This is a genomic window from Cellulophaga sp. F20128 (assembly GCF_023015805.1).
Classification (GTDB): domain Bacteria; phylum Bacteroidota; class Bacteroidia; order Flavobacteriales; family Flavobacteriaceae; genus Cellulophaga.
The window spans coordinates 296,960-312,688 of record NZ_JALKBA010000003.1; the positions used below are offsets into that span (position 1 = coordinate 296,960).

The window sequence follows — 15,729 nt, forward strand, 5'->3', positions numbered from 1 at the left end:
TTGATTATTGGAGGTTTTATTGTTTAAAATATCATTTTTAACAATATTGTTTACCTCAAAACAGTGCAAATCTTCTGAGAATAAAAATGAATTTATTCACCCGGGTAAGTACGAGTATATAATTATTACGATAAAAAAATTATAGGATATGAAAGAAGAAAGTTATGATGTTTTTGTTATAGGGAGTGGTACTGCAGGTAAATTGGTTGCCGAAAATTGTGCCCGCGAGGGCTTAAAAGTTGCTATTGCTGAAAATAGGGAATATGGTGGTACTTGCGCTAACCGAGGATGTGACCCTAAGAAGGTACTGTTAGGGCCTACTGAGATTATTCAACGAACTAATGATATGGTAGGTAAGGATATATTTAGACCATTAAAACTGAACTTTAAAAAGCTTCAAAAGTTTAAGAAATCTTTTACCACAGACGTTTCTAAAAATACAAAAGAAGGTTTTGAGAAGTTAGGTATAAAAATGTTTTATCAAACTCCAGAATTTATTGATAAAAAAGTATTGAAAATTGGAGATACTCAAGTTTTAGCTGATAAAATTATAATAGCAACAGGAAATATTCCAAGAGCTTTGGATATTAAAGGGAGTGAATATTTAAAAAATAGTGATGACTTTCTTTTACTGAAGAAAGTGCCGAAAAAAGTTGTATTTATTGGCGCAGGATATATCGGTATGGAATTCGCTCATCTTGCGGCAAGGGCAGGGAGTAAGGTTGTTGTTATTGATGAAGGTCAAGGTTCTTTACAAAAGTTTGACAAAGATTTAGTCTCCTTGTTAGAATCTACTTCTCAAAAGCTAGGAATTCAATTTATTTTTAATGCAGGCGTAAATTCAGTTCAAAAAAACAAAAAGAAACTGGAGATTGAATATACTATTGATAACAAAACAAAATTCAAAAAGGCTGATATTATTTACAATACAACTGGTAGAGTGCCTTCTATTTCTATGCTCAATTTAGAAGTTGGAGGGGTAGATTATAACGCCAAGGGAATAGCAGTTGACAATTATCTAAGAAGTAAATCAAATAAGGATGTGTATGCTTGTGGTGATGTTTCAGATTTTAGTTTATCACTAACACCTTTATCAGGTATTGAGGGAAATATCGTTTCCAAAAATATTATTAATGGAAATAAGCATAAAATTGAAATTCCTTTAGTTCCAACGGTTGTTTTTACAATCCCTAATTTGGCATCAGTTGGATACGCTGAAGAGGAAGCCAAGAAACGGTATAAAAATATTTCAGTTAAGTATGGTGAAATATCGGGTTGGTTTAATAATAAACGTATAAATGGCGATGCCTACGCTTATAAAATTATTATAAATGATAGGACCAATTTAATCGTTGGTGCCCACATATTAAGTCCAGAGGCTGCTGAAATTATTAACCTTTTTACATTGGCGATGAATGCTAATATAAAAATTGACGTTTTGAGAAAAATGATATTTACATATCCTTCTTGGAGTAATGATATTAAAAGTATGCTGTCTTAAGCAGATTTATTTGAAGTGGACAAAAGAGCCATAAACTAAAATTAAGGGTGCTTTTAACCGCCAAACATAGCAAGGTAATTCCTTGTGGCAATTAACACTTAATATTTAATTCCTTTGATTCTATTGGTATGCATCGTGGTAGCTATAATTCATTGGAATATGATTTCTGTTATTATAAAACTCCAGATAAAAGAAGAATTATTTACTTGTTAATAATTCTCTATTTATCTGGAGATCAATAGTCCTCACTATTTTAAACCTTTTTTCTACTATAGGTGAATACATCCTTGGATGCAAATTTCAGGCATTCATTCTATGAATATTAAACTCCAATAGTTCTTTTGAATCTCTGCCAACATATAGCATATTATAATTTCTCTTCTCTAGGAATAGTGGCATGTTGTGAAGCCGATGCTAAATCTTTATCCATTTCGTATAAATTTACATTGTCCGTAACTTCTTTAGAGGCTAGGGTATACTTATCTATAAGCTCGTTTATTAAAGTTTCTTCTTCAATTTGCTCTTTAACAAACCATTGTCCAAAACTAAATGTTGCCCAGTCCTTTTCTTTATGAGCTAGATTAACGATTTTATCAATCTCTTTGGAATTGTCTATTTCATGTTTAAGTATTTTTTCTAAACAATCCCCAATATCTTTTGGGGCTTTAGGAGCCGCTTTAATAGTATCAATACTTATACTGCCACCTCTATCCAAAATGTATTTTACGAATTTAAACATATGCTCGCGTTCCTCTTGCATATGTCTATATAGAAATTCAGAAACGCCCACAAAACTATTTTCTTCTGCCCAGCACCCAAACGAAAGGTAAACTTGAGCCTGATATGCTTCCCGTGTCATTTGTTCGTTCAACATTTTTTCCATTGCTGATGAAATTCTTTTTGTCTTCATTTTATATCCTTTTTGTTAAGTAAACAAAATTAGGAAGCGGACGTATAACGGCTTGTCTTAAATGGAGTAATGTGTAACGCATTTGAAAAAATGTGAATAAAAATAAAGAATACTATAATGCAAAACTGAAGCAATTAAATTTTAGTTGTCATTTGTTTGTTGGAATTTTTTTAAGCCCTTGTAGTATGTTTTTTTAATCTAAAGCGCTTATTGAAAAAGAAATATTGATGCTTCTCCTCATTAAATTATGGTTGTTTTTTTTCTTAATGCCTAATGAGAACTATCTAAAGAATTCCTAAATAATATTGCAAACACTTTGGGAAGATATTTTATAGAATTTGAAATGAAATAGAATAAAAAACACCTGCCTATAAATAAAAGTCAGGTGCTTCTTTTAATGGAGTTAATCAAGAGGTCGTCTTCCTGATATAATGTTGTACAAAATTACAACTACTGCTATAACTAATAGAAAGTGAAGTAAGTTGCTGGTAGCAATACCAGGAATCACATTTAACATACCTAAAAGCCATATGATTATTAAAATAACGGCTGCAAGCCAAAGTAAACTTCTCATAATGAATGGTTTTGATTTATAATTAATTTGTTGTTCTAAAACCAGTCCAACTCGACTGGTTTTATGCTTTCGGGGGTATATTTTAGGCTGTTACAGCTATCGAATTTTGAGTTTCTTTGTAGTATTTAGGGCTACAATCATACTTTTGTCTAAATATTTTTGAAAAATAACTTCTACTGCTAAAACCAATACTATACACAATTTCTGAAATGTTTAGGTTTGTTGTTCTAATTAATTTTTCAGATTTTTTCATACGTTCATTAATGATGAAATCTCTAACCGTTCTGTTGTGTAATAATTTAAAACCCTCTTGCAATTTACTATTGTAAAGTCCCGTCTTTCTGCTCAATGATTTTAGTGTGTAGTCATTTTCTGGATTGTTCTTAATAAATTGGGAAAGCTCTGTAATGATTTCCATTTCTTTCTGAGTTAAACAGCCAGTGGGCTTGTTTGCTTTTTCCAAATTACTGATTCGATGTTCAATTTCCATAGCTAAAATTAAATGCACACTACTTTCTATCATTAAATATTTTACAATCCCTGTTTGTTTTATGGCAGTAATTTCTTTTACTTTTTCACTGATCTTTAAATTGTAGGAGTCAATAAAAACAGAACTTTCTTCTGAATAATTTCCAAAAAAAACATTTCTCAATTGCTGATTTAATGAAATACCATTTGCTACTTCCGAGGTAATTGTGTTTACCACAATCAGGGAAATTTTAGTGGGTTCATCTTTTTGAAATGTCAATACGTTTTCTTCAGCCCTATTACAAGTTACTATCCCAGTCTGAAATTTATTAAGCGTTTTCTTTTTTCCTTTTTGCCCAAAACTATGCGTTAAACTACCTTTGGAACAATGGGCAAAATAAATGGGTAGTTTTTTTGTGGAATAAAGACTTAGTATGAAGTTTTCATTCAATGTTATGTCAAACTCTATATATGAAATACCATTTTTCAATGAAATTCCTTCAATTTGGCCAATTCCAAATGTGCCATTTAACGTTAACTTATACTCATTAGATAACACTTCTAAATTTCCACCAAAATTATTGTTTAATTCTTTGAAAATTTTAACCAATTCTGTTGTTTTTACCTGTGTAGTTTTCATAATCGTTTGTGTACGTTAAAGTTCTTTGTTTATTTTTCTTTGATCATTTTAATAATTAAGCTAATAACTGCAGCTAGTAATACAAAATGTATTAAGAGTCCTAAGCCATAAATAAAAAAACCAATTGCCCAGATTATTAAAAATAGTATTGCTAAGCCGTATAGTATTTTAGACATAATCAATTGTATAACATATTCCAAGATTTACTGTTTTTCAAAAGCCTTAGATTCATTATTAGAAACTAACATAGTGTTGGTGTTAGCTTTAGCTCGTACTGCTTTGGTCTGATCTTTTTGATAAACTCTTCCCACTCTTGAGAATTGCTGCTGATTTGAGTTCCGATTTTCCATAAGGGTTCTATTTTCCGTTGTATAGGCTTATTTGCTTTCCTATACTACAAATGTCAAACTTTACCTCCCTTACTGCCTTACAGAGTTTTATGATTATGTTATATAATTAATGGTTTTTCTTACAAATGAGATGTGCTTTGATGGTGATTTCCTAGATTTAAGATCTTTTTAAGTGTCTTAGATAGGGCTACCTTAACATCTGAATGCTAAGGAATTTTGAATTGATTGTAGAAAGAATTAAGTAAATAGGATTATACCTAGAAGTCACTAAACAGTGGAATTCTTTAGGTAAAATTAAGAGTATACAAGAAAAATTATCTAGACTGGAAGATAAATGTAGAAGGTTGAACCTATGCCAATTTTACTTGTAGCACATATATAACCGTGATGGTTGTCAACTATTTTTTTACAGATAGCAAGACCAATTCCGGTACCTGAATATTCTGTTTTTTGATGTAAACGCTCAAAAATATTAAATATTTTTTCAGCATTTTCTTGCTCAAACCCAATGCCGTTGTCGCTAATTTTTATTTCATAATAGGCATTTTCAGTATTTTTAAAAGGTGTAGGCAATTGGTTAGGCTTCACCTTAGTAGCATCAATTACAATTAGAGCACCTTCGGTTAATTTTTTATACTTGATAGCATTTGAAATTAGATTGGTAAACAATTGCTCTATTTGAAATGGAATTCCATTTATTGTAGGGAGGTTATTTTCTACAATGGTTATATTACTTTCTTTAATACTTTCAGAAAGATTATCCTTTACCTTTTTCATTTTATTATTCAAATCGATGGCTTGTATATCTTCAAGGGTATTGTCTATCCTGGAATAAGTCAATAAATTATTAATCAACAATTGCATCCGACCGGCAGAATTATCGATCTTGTCTAAATAATTCAAACCTTTCTCTGAAAAGTTATTTCGTTCCGTCTCGGATAATAAGGAAATAAACATTTGAATTTTACGCAATGGTTCTTGCAAATCATGACTTGCTACCCGATTGAATGATTCCAGTTCAGCATTAGAAAGCTTTAAGGCTTTATTTTTTTGTTCCAGTTTTTTATCTTTTTTAATACTTTGTGTTATGTTTTGTATAACTCCTACCATTTTTTTTGTGCCATTTTCGACAATCATTAAAGTGGTAGATTTAAAATACCTTCGCTTTCTGTCTTTTGTAATTATTCGATAAGTAACTTCCGTTGTTCCCTTTGATGATAAACCTTTGGCAAAAGATTTTTTAAATTTTTGTACATCCTCTGGATGAACATAGGTCATAAGATTTTCCAAACAGGGTTCAAAATCACCGGGTTTCACACCTAACAGCCTATAGAGGTTATCTGACATATCTGTGACACCCATTTCTGGATAGGATGTAAAGCTGCCAATTTTGGCAACTACTTCTGCATTGTTTAATATTGCATTTTTTAAAAATAAACTTTCATTTAGTTTTTTTAAATTTTCACTGGCATGTTTTTCCTGACTAACATCAATTGTGGTCACATTTACTCCCGTCTCTAATTTTGAAACGATACTTTTTAACCATACCTCCTCTTCCTTAAAAGTATAGGGCCGTGTAAGCTGACTCACTTTGCCAGTGTTTAAGCAGGTAACATACATCTCAAAAAGTCCATTGGTCATCGTAAGGGGGAAACTTTCAGATAACTTGGTTCCGATAATTTGTTGGGCAGGTATGCCTGTTATTTCTTCTATTTTATTGTTAGAGTATTCAAAAATAAAATCAATTACTTTTCCATTGTCATCTGTAACGGGTTTAAAATAATTTACGAGATTGTTACTGTTTGATATAATATTATCTACAAACCCTTGAGCGCTTAGCAATTCTTTCCGAGAATTATTGATTTTTACAAAGGCTAACAAAAAGACGGTTAGTGAAAATAACACCAGTAATAATGATATAAATGGCGTAAAAAAGGTCTCTGTTTTATAAGCATTTATTCGTTCTCTAAACAAGACATCTTTTTTTTGAGACATTCCTAGTTTAAGGCTTGCTAATTTTTGAAAGATGGATGCCATTTTTACCACTTCTGCCATTAATTTATCTTCAACATCTTCTTCTAAGAGTCCCCGATAGTTGTTTATATTGTTTAGACTTATATCTAAACTATCTCTCCAATGATTAATGGTGTCTAAGTATTGACGTTGTTCAGGAATGTCCTGGGTGAGTTTAGCTAACTGTTTAAAAGAGGTTTCTGCCTCATTTTTATATACGCTATAAGTGTCTTTAAATGTGGAGTCATTTACAATTAAAGATTTATAGCCAGAAGCTTCAATTAGGCTGAATTTGGAAAACAAGTTGTTTATTTCCTTATCCACGAGCAGAGAACCAGAAACCAGATCAGCAGAATTTCTCATATTAATGATCTGCCTATATGAAATACTAGAAAGCAATAACAACAAGGCTATGGCAATTACCAGTGCTATTTTATATGATTTAGTAGAAGATATTATTCCATTAAAATCCATAGTGACTTAAATTCTGAATAAAAAATTATCCTTGTTTAAATTTGAGGTATGGTATTGCCAATTCAATTGTAATACTTTATCAATGGCATTTTTTAAATCTGCAAAATTACTGGGTTTGTTAATATAAATATTTGCCCCGTTTACAAATGTATTTTCAATATCCTTTTCCGAAGATGATGTGGAGTAAATGGCAACAGGTATTGCTTTTAAATTACAACTGCTCCGAATTTCTGTTAGACATTCCATTCCGTTTTTTAAAGGCATATTTAAATCCAAAAAAATAAGGTGTGGCGTAGTTTCCGTTCTTATTAAATGCTCCATCAACTCTTTGCCATTTTTAAATAAAGAAAGATTTGTTTTTATTTTTAAATCGCTCAACGCCTTTTGAAACAACCATCTGTCATCTTCATCGTCATCGGCTAGTAAAATATTTAAAATTTTCAGGGACATAAATATAATTGTATTTAGAACACAAGCAAATGGGTTCCTTATTTAAATTAAATATTAAATTCTTTTCGTTTTTTAATAATTTTTTGAAATGTGGAAGGCGTTAAGCCCGTCGTTTTTTTAAATTGACCAGATAAGTGGGCAACACTGCTATAATTAAGTCTATAGGCAATTTCAGTTAAGGTTAAATCAGTATTCGCAATTAATTCTTTAGCTTGATCTACTTTTTTTAGTATCACAAAATTCTCAATAGAGGTATACGTGCTCTCTGAAAAAAGATTGGACAAATAGGCGTAGGAATAATTTAACTTATCCGCCAAGTAGGATGATATTTTGTAAAGGTTTGCTTCCTCATCGGCTAACATTTCATTAATGGTATCTTTAATTCGCTGCACCAATTCTGTTTTTTGGTCATCTATAATAGTAATCCCGTAGGTAGATAGCGATTCAGCCAATACTAATTGCTGTTCAGTTGTCAGTTTATTTTTAAATGAAATTTCTTGGGTATTTTCTATGGTATAATCAAACCCCAACCTATCCAATTGCTCCTTTAAAATAGCATTGCGGGTAATGTTTAGATTAAATGTTACATAAATTTTCATAAAACCACCTTACTTTAGTAAAATACAATAGAATTAGAATAGCTATATAAAAAAAAACAGCGCGTAGCGAAAGTAATCTTTTTAATTTTTAATTTTTAGCAAAAATTATTATTTTTTAACCATTACATTTTTTATTAATTGATGATTAATTCCAAAGCATAAAATACTATGAAGCTAAGCAAACAAAACAAACGGGCAATAATAGGAGGCTTTATTTCTTTAGCAATAATGCTATTAGGGGGCATCCTTATTGGCAGATTAAGTGGGTATGAAGCCAAAGTTCTTATAAAAAATTCCTTGGATGGTATGAACACCTTGTGCAATACCATAGCACTGGCATCTGCAACCATTTTAGCCTTATTACTTACTTTATTGGGCTTAAGTTCTAATTCTAAATCGCGTTTAAAAGCAGATCATTATTATCATGTATTGCAGATTGCGAAATTAGATACGGCTGTTTTTATTGCTGCAGTAATTAGTTTTTTACTGTTTAATTTACCAATTACAGAATCGGAAAATGTACCAAACAATTGGTACAACGCCTTGTATTATATTTCATTGGGAATATCTAGCTTATTAAGCGCAGGCTTAATTGTGGTGGTTTTAATGCTATACAATACAGTAGTTAATATTATAAAAATTGTGGGACTGGGTATGACGGATCATCCGTTAACTATAACTGAAGACGAGGAAGAAGAAGAATAAGTAGTGCAAAGAAAATAGTGTTTATGGACAAAACATAGCATATGATTAAATAAGTACAATAAGAAGCTCAACGTAAAATGCCCAACTAGGACTTTCCAGGTTGGGCATTTTATTACGATGCTTACAAATATACTACGCTAGATCTTCTAATTTTTTGATAGTTGCTAAATCACCTTTAATGTTGTTTACTTGATTCGTAAGTAATGTTAAGGTGCTAGGAGGTAAACTTGTTTCCTTTAAAACATCTTCATAATCATCAATCGCAGCTTTTTCTCCTGTAATAGCGGCCTCTAACATAGATTCATCGGAATCAGCAGAAAAGAACGATTTTACATCCATCCATGCTCGATGAGCCGATCCGGATACGCTTCCTCCTTTTTCAGCTTCCTGTCCAAAGTTTCTGATTTCTGATTCTATAGCATGACCAAATTGGTTACGTTCTTTTGATTTTCTTTCAAAATAGGCTTTAAGTGCAGGGTTATTTGTATGATCTGCCGCTTTGTGATAGCCTTGTTTTGCATCATAACTTTTTTCTAATAAAGTATTTAATTTTTCACTAACTTTTTCTGTGTATGTACTCATAATAGTAATTTTAAGGTTATTGGTTTATTTGAAGATGCTAAACCAATCAACATCATTTCTTCTGTTGTAAAATTAGAAAGTTCATAGGCTTGCTATTAATTCAATTAATTATTTTATTGATTCAAAAGATAAAATCAATACAAACAAATCTTGAATTTAGCTTTTAAAAGGAGAGTGCTTTTTTTATTTGCTTCCAGAAATTCAATTCCGTTTTGGTGACCGAAGTTGTTAATTTAGTCAATAATAGTAGATTGCTTTTAAACTGTTTAAATTCAGATTTATTGCACCTATTTTCGGCAATAGGGTAATAGGCCATTCCCCAATTGGGAAATATTCTATTTTTTGTTAAGCCTTCAGCGATAAGTTCAATCTTAGTATGTCTATGGTCTCGTTTTATCTCATTATACAATGAAATGACATCCTGCTCGTCACCTTCTAAAAGTTGATAAAATTTAGTGTTATAAAACACCAAACAGCCTGTAATATTTAATTTTTTATTTTTTTTGTCGGCTAATGAATGTATGCTTTCTAAATCTGTCGTATTAATGGTATTAATTGAAGTAGATCTATAGGTTAATTGGTATATCATATTAAATACAAATATAATTGTTTTTATTAAGAGTATTTAAGGAGAAATACAGGGCTATTGTACTGAATTGCTAATGCCATAATAAATGGATAATTTATGAATGTTAGCTGTTTAATTCAGATTGACTTTTTCTAAGTATCTGAAATTTATTAAAAATTTGAGAGTGTAGAATGACTCCTGTTTTTATTCAAGTCAATGAGATCTTTATATGAGTTAATATTTGGGATATAATAAGTATAATATTGTATTATAAAACTTAGAACTATGCAAATTATATATGAATATGACAATGTTAACAGTAGCGAAAATTTAGAAAGCTTTGCGGCCGAAAAATTAAATAAATTAGAGGAAAAATTTGATTTTGTACATAGAGCAGATGTCTTCTTTAAAAAAGAAAATACAACAGCTACTGAAACGGGTTCAATATGCAATATTAGATTGAGTATGCCTGGTCCAAGAATCTTTGCCGAAGCATCACATGCTAATTTTCAGCAATCTATTTCAGAGTCTATTAACGATTTGGAAAGACAATTGCGTAAGCATAAAGAAAAAATGAGAAATTATTAATTTTAAAACACCGATAGGTTTTTATATTGAATTTCTTGCCATAAATCAGGAAACCAATTTGTTTAATGAAGTAACTTAGGGTTCCTTTTGTGGGTGGTATACGTCTAAATTAAGATTACAAACGATGATTAAATGTAACTACTGAAATTTATTTTTAATTCATTCCTCATCAAAGTAGGTCTCATTTAATTTGCATCGGCCTTTTTTAAAATTTTTAAAATGTTCAAGACTATTTTAAAATTCATCAAGAAGAAGTATAAAGATGTAATACACAGTATTGCTTTTTATCCTGTCTTAATTAGTTTTTCCTTTTTAATATTGGCTATTGTAGGTTTGCAAGTTGAGCATTTGGGTTGGATTAATGGTTTGAAGAAAGACATTCCATACCTTTTTATAGAAGATTATGAAACGGCACGTTCCATTTTATCAACTATTATTAGTGGTATTTTATCGCTTACTGTATTTAGTTTTACTATGGTAATGGTCGTTTTAAATCAGGCTTCTTCCAATTTCTCGCCAAGGCTATTACCCAATCTTATATCCAATAAAAAACATCAAATTATCTTAGGAATATACATAGGCACCTTACTCTATTGTATTTTTGTTTTGATCTCGTTAGGTGCCTATGGGATCGACTCAAAATCCCTTGGATTGTCTACTATGATTGCTGCGATATCAAGTTTTGTTTGCATTGGTCTGTTTGTGTATTTTATTGATAGTATTTCAAAGGCCATTCAGATACATAATATTATAGATAGAATTTATGAGTCTAGTAGCAATTATCTAAAGAAAAGAAGAGATACTCAAAAAACAAACAAGGCCGCACATACTATAATTAATACGGAAAATTGGAGAGCGCTTACAATAAGTAAAACGGGATATTTTAGAGGTTTTGATGTTTCACTTATAAAGGATTCTTTAATAGAAAAAGACATTCAAATTGAAATAATTCCATATATCAATCAACATATCTGGAACGGAAATCCCATCCTAAAAATTAAAGGAGATCTTACAAATGAAGAAGATGATAATCTAATTTTTTGTTGTAGTATATCTTCCGATAGGCATGAAGGAGATAGAGGTATTACAGGAATGATAAAATTAATGGAAATTGCAGTGAAGGCAATGTCGCCAGGAATTAATGATCCTGGAACGGCTATTGATGCCATTAATAAAATTGGATTATTATTGAGTGAATTTCTACAGTTTCCTAGCATTACTTCCAAAACTGTGGCAAACAAGTCTCTTGTTATTGTAGAAAATTCTATTTCGGCAAAAGAGCTTATGCGAATTTTAATACAACCTATTCGCTTGTACTCAAAACAAGATAATTCCGTACTCTATGTGCTTATTAAGTCCCTGCAGTTTATTGTAAACATTCCTTCTATTTCACCTTTAAATAAGGAAATTGTAAAAATTGAACTGGATGCTCTTGCATTTGATATTGATAAAAATATTGATAACAAATTGGACAAAGAGCATTTAATGAAATTGTTTTGAACCTAAATAAGGTAAGGTTAAAAGAGAACAGAACTCACCCATATAGTATAAAACGAAATTCGAATTAATAGAGGTAGGCAAGATCCAGATCGTATCTCTCCATAGCCCTATTAAAGCTACAATTGCATAAGGTACTTTATCTATAGCCCTATGTTTAAGGAAAATAACTTATTCTAGATACTTTTCAACATCAGATGGTGACTTTATCTGTAAAAATTGGTTCCCATTAATGGCAATAGGATAGTTTACAATTATGGGATTCTTTTCGATCAGTTTTAACCAGTCATGGTCTTCTAAGTGTACTTCTTTATCTCCATATATTTGGACAAAATCAGGGTGTTTTTGATTTACTAGTTGCGAAATATGAAGGTTTAAATTACCTGCGATTTCTACCCATTGAGTGCCAGTGACCTTAGTCTTAGAGATATCAATAGTTGCGATTTCTTTCTCAGAAGCTTCAACGTAAGGCAAGGTTTGTTTGCCTATTGATGTTTCTGAATTATAATACAATTTTAGTTCTCGATCGTTTTTAGCTATCACACCCATTTGTTTTAATTTAAAAATTTACGTTTTAGACCCTAACCATTGTCTATTAAATTTGTTGTTTATACTAGCTCTGTATCACTATACTCTTTCTTATAGATCTTTATCACCACAAGAAAGAGGCTCACCAATAGAGGCCCAAAAATTAACCCGATAAACCCAAATAATGGCACGCCAATAACTACACCAATTACGGTAATTAAGGGGTGTACATTATCTAATTTTTTCAATACAAAAAGTCTAATAATATTATCTGTTGCTCCTACAATGAGTATTCCATACAACAAAATAGCCCATGCTTCAAAAACATCACCATTGGCGTAGGTTAGGATAAAAGCCGGTACAATACCTAACAATCCTCCTACAAAGGGAATCATAGATCCAATGGTGACCATAACGAACCAAAAAACTGGATTCTCAATTCCGAAAATTAAAAACCCAATAAGAGCAACAAGACCTTGTGCAATAGCAACAAGCGGAATACCCAAGGCATTAGAACGGACCATAGTGTTGATGTCTGCACCTATAATTTTTAAATTTTCGTTTTTTAAAGGAATGTATTCATACAAACTTTCTTTTAATTTTCTTCGATTTGTAAGCATGTAATAGAGTAAAAAATACATGATAAAAATTGAAAGAAAAGTCTCGAAAGTGCCTCCAGCAAAACTTTGTAGCTTGGTAGAAACCATAGAAGAAACTTCCGAGCTGTCGATCTGAGAAGTTAAATCGAAGCCCAAATAACGCTCAATATTTTCTAATTGTGTTTTGAACGCATTGGTGACACGTTCAGAATTTTGTACCACATTACTGATTTTTGTACTTAACATCAGTACAATACCGGCTAAAGGCAACAATATACAAATGATCGATAAGATTAAAAGTACAACGGCGGCAAGTTCAGTATTCCATCCTTTTTTAACTAATTTCTTCAGCGGTTTTCGCAGTAGCACATACATTGTTATAGCTCCTAAAACCCCCGATAGATAGGGTGTTATTTCAAAAAATATAAGTCCTGCCATACAGATGACAACGAATAACAAAAAAAGTTGATTGATAATTTTATGGCTGATATGTTTCACGATGGATTACTATTTAAATTATTCATTGCGCCTAAGGTTTTGCTGAATTTTATTTTTTTAATGTAACCCTTAGTTTTTAAATCAAATTTAAATTGATTGGTTGTTCTTTATTAATCGCTTTGACTAACATTTTAACTGTATTGGTAATTGTAGTATTAAAATAATACAACTAAAACTGGAATCAAGAATCATTTTTCGGGCAATTTAAGGTCTACGAAGTAATGCTTTTTGTACATAGTAGCATAAAATAGGATTCATTAGTACCAAGAGCAGTCTTAAATTTTAATTCTATGTTAGGGTTTTAGGCTGAATGATTTAGCTTAAGTTCAAAAAATAAATGTTATTTATAGATAAGTAGGCCGGGTTTTTATAAAAGATAAGCATTAACCTTATAAAAACTTATATGAATTTGTGAATTTAATTGAATTACCTGCAGATTACCATAAAAGCGCTGCTTTAAAATTAGTCTAAACAAAAAAACGATCAAGCAAAATTGGCGTTTTTTCTAATTGTACTATTTTTTCGTGACCTCGACTGGATTGACTTCGTCTTTCCATAAAGCTCCGCTTTGAAAATAATACAAACAAAAAAACGCTCAAGCAAGCTTGGCGTTTTTTCTTATTGTACTATTTTTAGTGACCTCGACTGGATTGACTTCGTCTTTCCATAAAGCTCCGCTTTGAAAGTCCGCAAAAGAAAATTTCGCAATTTAAAAAACAAAAGCAAGCTATGTTTTTTAGCTTGCTTGTTTTCAACTTTTTGTTGACTTTTTCGTGACCTCGACTGGATTCAAACCAGTAACCTCTTGAGCCGTAATCAAGTGCGCTATTCAGTTGCGCCACGAGGCCATTTTATTTAATCTCCCCGAATGGGGCTGCAAATATATTTCTTTTTACATTTACCACAAAATAAGAATAGGAAAATAAATGAATTTTAAAGACTACATAAGGGATATAGATAATTTTCCAAAGCAAGGTGTTGTTTTTAAGGATATTACGCCATTGCTAAATGATGCTGCTATTTTAAAAAAAGCAACCAAAGCCCTACTGAATTTGGTAAATGAACATAAAATAGACAAAGTTATCGGTATGGAAAGCCGCGGTTTCTTCTTTGCAACACTATTAGCGACCGAGTTAAATGCAGGTTTTGTACCTGTTCGTAAAAAAGGAAAGTTGCCCTTTACGGTCTTATCTAAACCGTATTCTTTAGAATATGGCGATGATGCTTTGGAGATTCATGCCGATGCCATTCAGAAAAATGACCGTGTTCTAATTCATGATGATGTACTTGCAACTGGTGGAACAGCGAAAGCCGTGTGTGAACTCGTAGAAGAATTAGGAGGAGAAATTATACAGTGTAACTTCTTAATTGAATTAGATTTTCTTCAAGGAAGAGAACAACTAGAAGCGTATAAAGTAGCCTCATTAATACATTACTAAGCAATAGCATTTGTAGTTACGTAATAGCGCCAACCAATAATGGCGAGTTCAAATTTTGTAGCCTTGCTTAAGTCCAATTGTTTTTTGCTATAAGAAGGTAGTACCGCTTTGTTGACCTTGGCTAAAAATTGAAATACACTTTTTTTCATACGATTTTTTTAGCTTGTTGAAATTTTATTGTACAAAGATAATCATAAAAAAGGTTGCTGTATTGCAACCTTAGGTAGGATAGAGCCCTACGTATTTATTATTAGAATACCAGAATTAAAAAGGTAACTAGGTACGTGATTAAAATTTCAGTTAGAATAATCATAAGATGTTGTTTTAAAGGTTAATAAATGAATGTTACTAATCGATTGTGAGAGTAATATATAGGAAACAAATGCTGCATTCCAAATAAAACCACATCTATTATTGAAATTAAATGCTATTTTGTAATTAAAATAATGGATTTAATTATAATATTTCTATATCATTCTTGTATTTTGTTATAATATGTAATTGTTTTATGGGATTATTTAGTTAAAGTGAAAGTTTTGTAGCGCTGTTTTCTCTTCAATTTGTAAAACCTAGGGACAATTCATTCATAAAAAGCCCATAAATGGCCATTTCATTTAAATGCAACGTTAATAGAAACTTAGTACGGTAGGTATTTAGGTGGCCTAGTATTGCCCCCTTTTATTTTTTATAGTGCCTTGAAAAGAGAAGGTGAATAGGTAGTTTAACTACGGTTAGGGGTTCTCTAG

Annotated in this window: 18 protein-coding genes and 1 tRNA gene; 5 read left to right on the top strand and 14 right to left on the bottom strand. The window is 31.2% G+C overall.

The genetic code is table 11. The features are described 5' to 3' along the window. Positions 1 to 148 precede the first annotated feature (148 nt). Entirely contained in the window at positions 149 to 1,501 is a 1,353-nt protein-coding gene (locus tag MWU65_RS05125) for an NAD(P)/FAD-dependent oxidoreductase (protein WP_247076105.1), read from the top strand. A gap of 367 nt (positions 1,502 to 1,868) precedes the next feature. Here the strand turns inward: MWU65_RS05125 and MWU65_RS05130 are convergent, their stop codons facing one another. The 8 genes from MWU65_RS05130 to MWU65_RS05165 form a co-directional block, all read right to left on the bottom strand. Then, positions 1,869 to 2,411 (bottom strand): ferritin, encoded by a 543-nt coding sequence (locus tag MWU65_RS05130; protein ID WP_247076106.1) that lies wholly within the window; start codon positions 2,409 to 2,411, stop codon positions 1,869 to 1,871. Positions 2,412 to 2,814: 403 nt separating this feature from the next. After that, positions 2,815 to 2,985: a lmo0937 family membrane protein gene (locus MWU65_RS05135; RefSeq protein ID WP_247076107.1), complete on the bottom strand. Its 171-nt coding sequence runs from the start codon at positions 2,983 to 2,985 to the stop codon at positions 2,815 to 2,817. Between the two features lie 82 nt (positions 2,986 to 3,067). Beyond that, positions 3,068 to 4,093 (bottom strand): AraC family transcriptional regulator, encoded by a 1,026-nt coding sequence (locus tag MWU65_RS05140; protein ID WP_247076108.1) that lies wholly within the window; start codon positions 4,091 to 4,093, stop codon positions 3,068 to 3,070. A 29-nt stretch (positions 4,094 to 4,122) separates the two neighbouring features. Then, on the bottom strand, positions 4,123 to 4,269 hold the full coding sequence (locus MWU65_RS05145; protein ID WP_247076109.1) for a lmo0937 family membrane protein: 147 nt from the start codon (positions 4,267 to 4,269) through the stop codon (positions 4,123 to 4,125). Positions 4,270 to 4,296: 27 nt separating this feature from the next. Beyond that, positions 4,297 to 4,443, bottom strand: coding sequence for a hypothetical protein (locus tag MWU65_RS05150; RefSeq protein WP_247076110.1), 147 nt, complete (start codon positions 4,441 to 4,443; stop codon positions 4,297 to 4,299). A 318-nt stretch (positions 4,444 to 4,761) separates the two neighbouring features. Beyond that, on the bottom strand, positions 4,762 to 6,930 hold the full coding sequence (locus MWU65_RS05155; protein ID WP_247076111.1) for an ATP-binding protein: 2,169 nt from the start codon (positions 6,928 to 6,930) through the stop codon (positions 4,762 to 4,764). A 6-nt stretch (positions 6,931 to 6,936) separates the two neighbouring features. Further along, a complete protein-coding gene (locus MWU65_RS05160) occupies positions 6,937 to 7,380 on the bottom strand; it encodes a response regulator (protein ID WP_247076112.1) in 444 nt (147 codons plus the stop codon). Between the two features lie 47 nt (positions 7,381 to 7,427). Beyond that, the gene (locus MWU65_RS05165) at positions 7,428 to 7,979 is read right to left on the bottom strand and encodes an AraC family transcriptional regulator (RefSeq protein ID WP_247076113.1); all 552 of its coding nucleotides are present in this window, start codon (positions 7,977 to 7,979) and stop codon (positions 7,428 to 7,430) included. A 168-nt stretch (positions 7,980 to 8,147) separates the two neighbouring features. Between MWU65_RS05165 and MWU65_RS05170 the strand changes: the two genes are divergently transcribed. Beyond that, positions 8,148 to 8,684 carry a hypothetical protein gene (locus tag MWU65_RS05170; RefSeq protein ID WP_247076114.1) on the top strand — a complete coding sequence of 179 codons (537 nt, stop codon included), beginning with the start codon at positions 8,148 to 8,150 and terminating at the stop codon, positions 8,682 to 8,684. Between the two features lie 132 nt (positions 8,685 to 8,816). On the opposite strand, the gene MWU65_RS05175 is transcribed toward MWU65_RS05170, so the two are convergent. Further along, positions 8,817 to 9,266, bottom strand: coding sequence for a PA2169 family four-helix-bundle protein (locus MWU65_RS05175; protein WP_247076115.1), 450 nt, complete (start codon positions 9,264 to 9,266; stop codon positions 8,817 to 8,819). Between the two features lie 163 nt (positions 9,267 to 9,429). Next, entirely contained in the window at positions 9,430 to 9,855 is a 426-nt protein-coding gene (locus tag MWU65_RS05180; protein ID WP_247076116.1) for a BLUF domain-containing protein, read from the bottom strand. A gap of 264 nt (positions 9,856 to 10,119) precedes the next feature. On the opposite strand from MWU65_RS05180, the gene raiA reads away from it, so the two are divergent. Next, complete coding sequence (gene raiA / locus MWU65_RS05185) at positions 10,120 to 10,422, top strand: ribosome-associated translation inhibitor RaiA (RefSeq protein ID WP_247076117.1); 303 nt, start codon at positions 10,120 to 10,122, stop codon at positions 10,420 to 10,422. A gap of 219 nt (positions 10,423 to 10,641) precedes the next feature. Continuing rightward, entirely contained in the window at positions 10,642 to 11,922 is a 1,281-nt protein-coding gene (locus MWU65_RS05190) for a DUF2254 domain-containing protein (protein WP_247076118.1), read from the top strand. A 168-nt stretch (positions 11,923 to 12,090) separates the two neighbouring features. Here the strand turns inward: MWU65_RS05190 and MWU65_RS05195 are convergent, their stop codons facing one another. The 3 genes from MWU65_RS05195 to MWU65_RS05205 all read right to left on the bottom strand — a co-directional run bounded on the left by MWU65_RS05195 (position 12,091) and on the right by MWU65_RS05205 (position 14,392). Beyond that, positions 12,091 to 12,468, bottom strand: coding sequence for a hypothetical protein (locus MWU65_RS05195; RefSeq protein ID WP_247076119.1), 378 nt, complete (start codon positions 12,466 to 12,468; stop codon positions 12,091 to 12,093). Between the two features lie 59 nt (positions 12,469 to 12,527). Continuing rightward, a complete protein-coding gene (locus tag MWU65_RS05200; RefSeq protein ID WP_348646021.1) occupies positions 12,528 to 13,544 on the bottom strand; it encodes an AI-2E family transporter in 1,017 nt (338 codons plus the stop codon). 774 nt (positions 13,545 to 14,318) lie between these two features. Then, a tRNA-Arg gene (locus MWU65_RS05205) sits at positions 14,319 to 14,392 on the bottom strand. Between the two features lie 78 nt (positions 14,393 to 14,470). Between MWU65_RS05205 and MWU65_RS05210 the strand changes: the two genes are divergently transcribed. Beyond that, the gene (locus MWU65_RS05210) at positions 14,471 to 14,983 is read left to right on the top strand and encodes an adenine phosphoribosyltransferase (RefSeq protein WP_247076121.1); all 513 of its coding nucleotides are present in this window, start codon (positions 14,471 to 14,473) and stop codon (positions 14,981 to 14,983) included. Here the strand turns inward: MWU65_RS05210 and MWU65_RS05215 are convergent. Next, positions 14,980 to 15,132 (bottom strand): SsrA-binding protein, encoded by a 153-nt coding sequence (locus MWU65_RS05215; RefSeq protein ID WP_247076122.1) that lies wholly within the window; start codon positions 15,130 to 15,132, stop codon positions 14,980 to 14,982. The genes MWU65_RS05210 and MWU65_RS05215 overlap by 4 nt on opposite strands. Between the last annotated feature and the right edge of the window lie 597 nt (positions 15,133 to 15,729).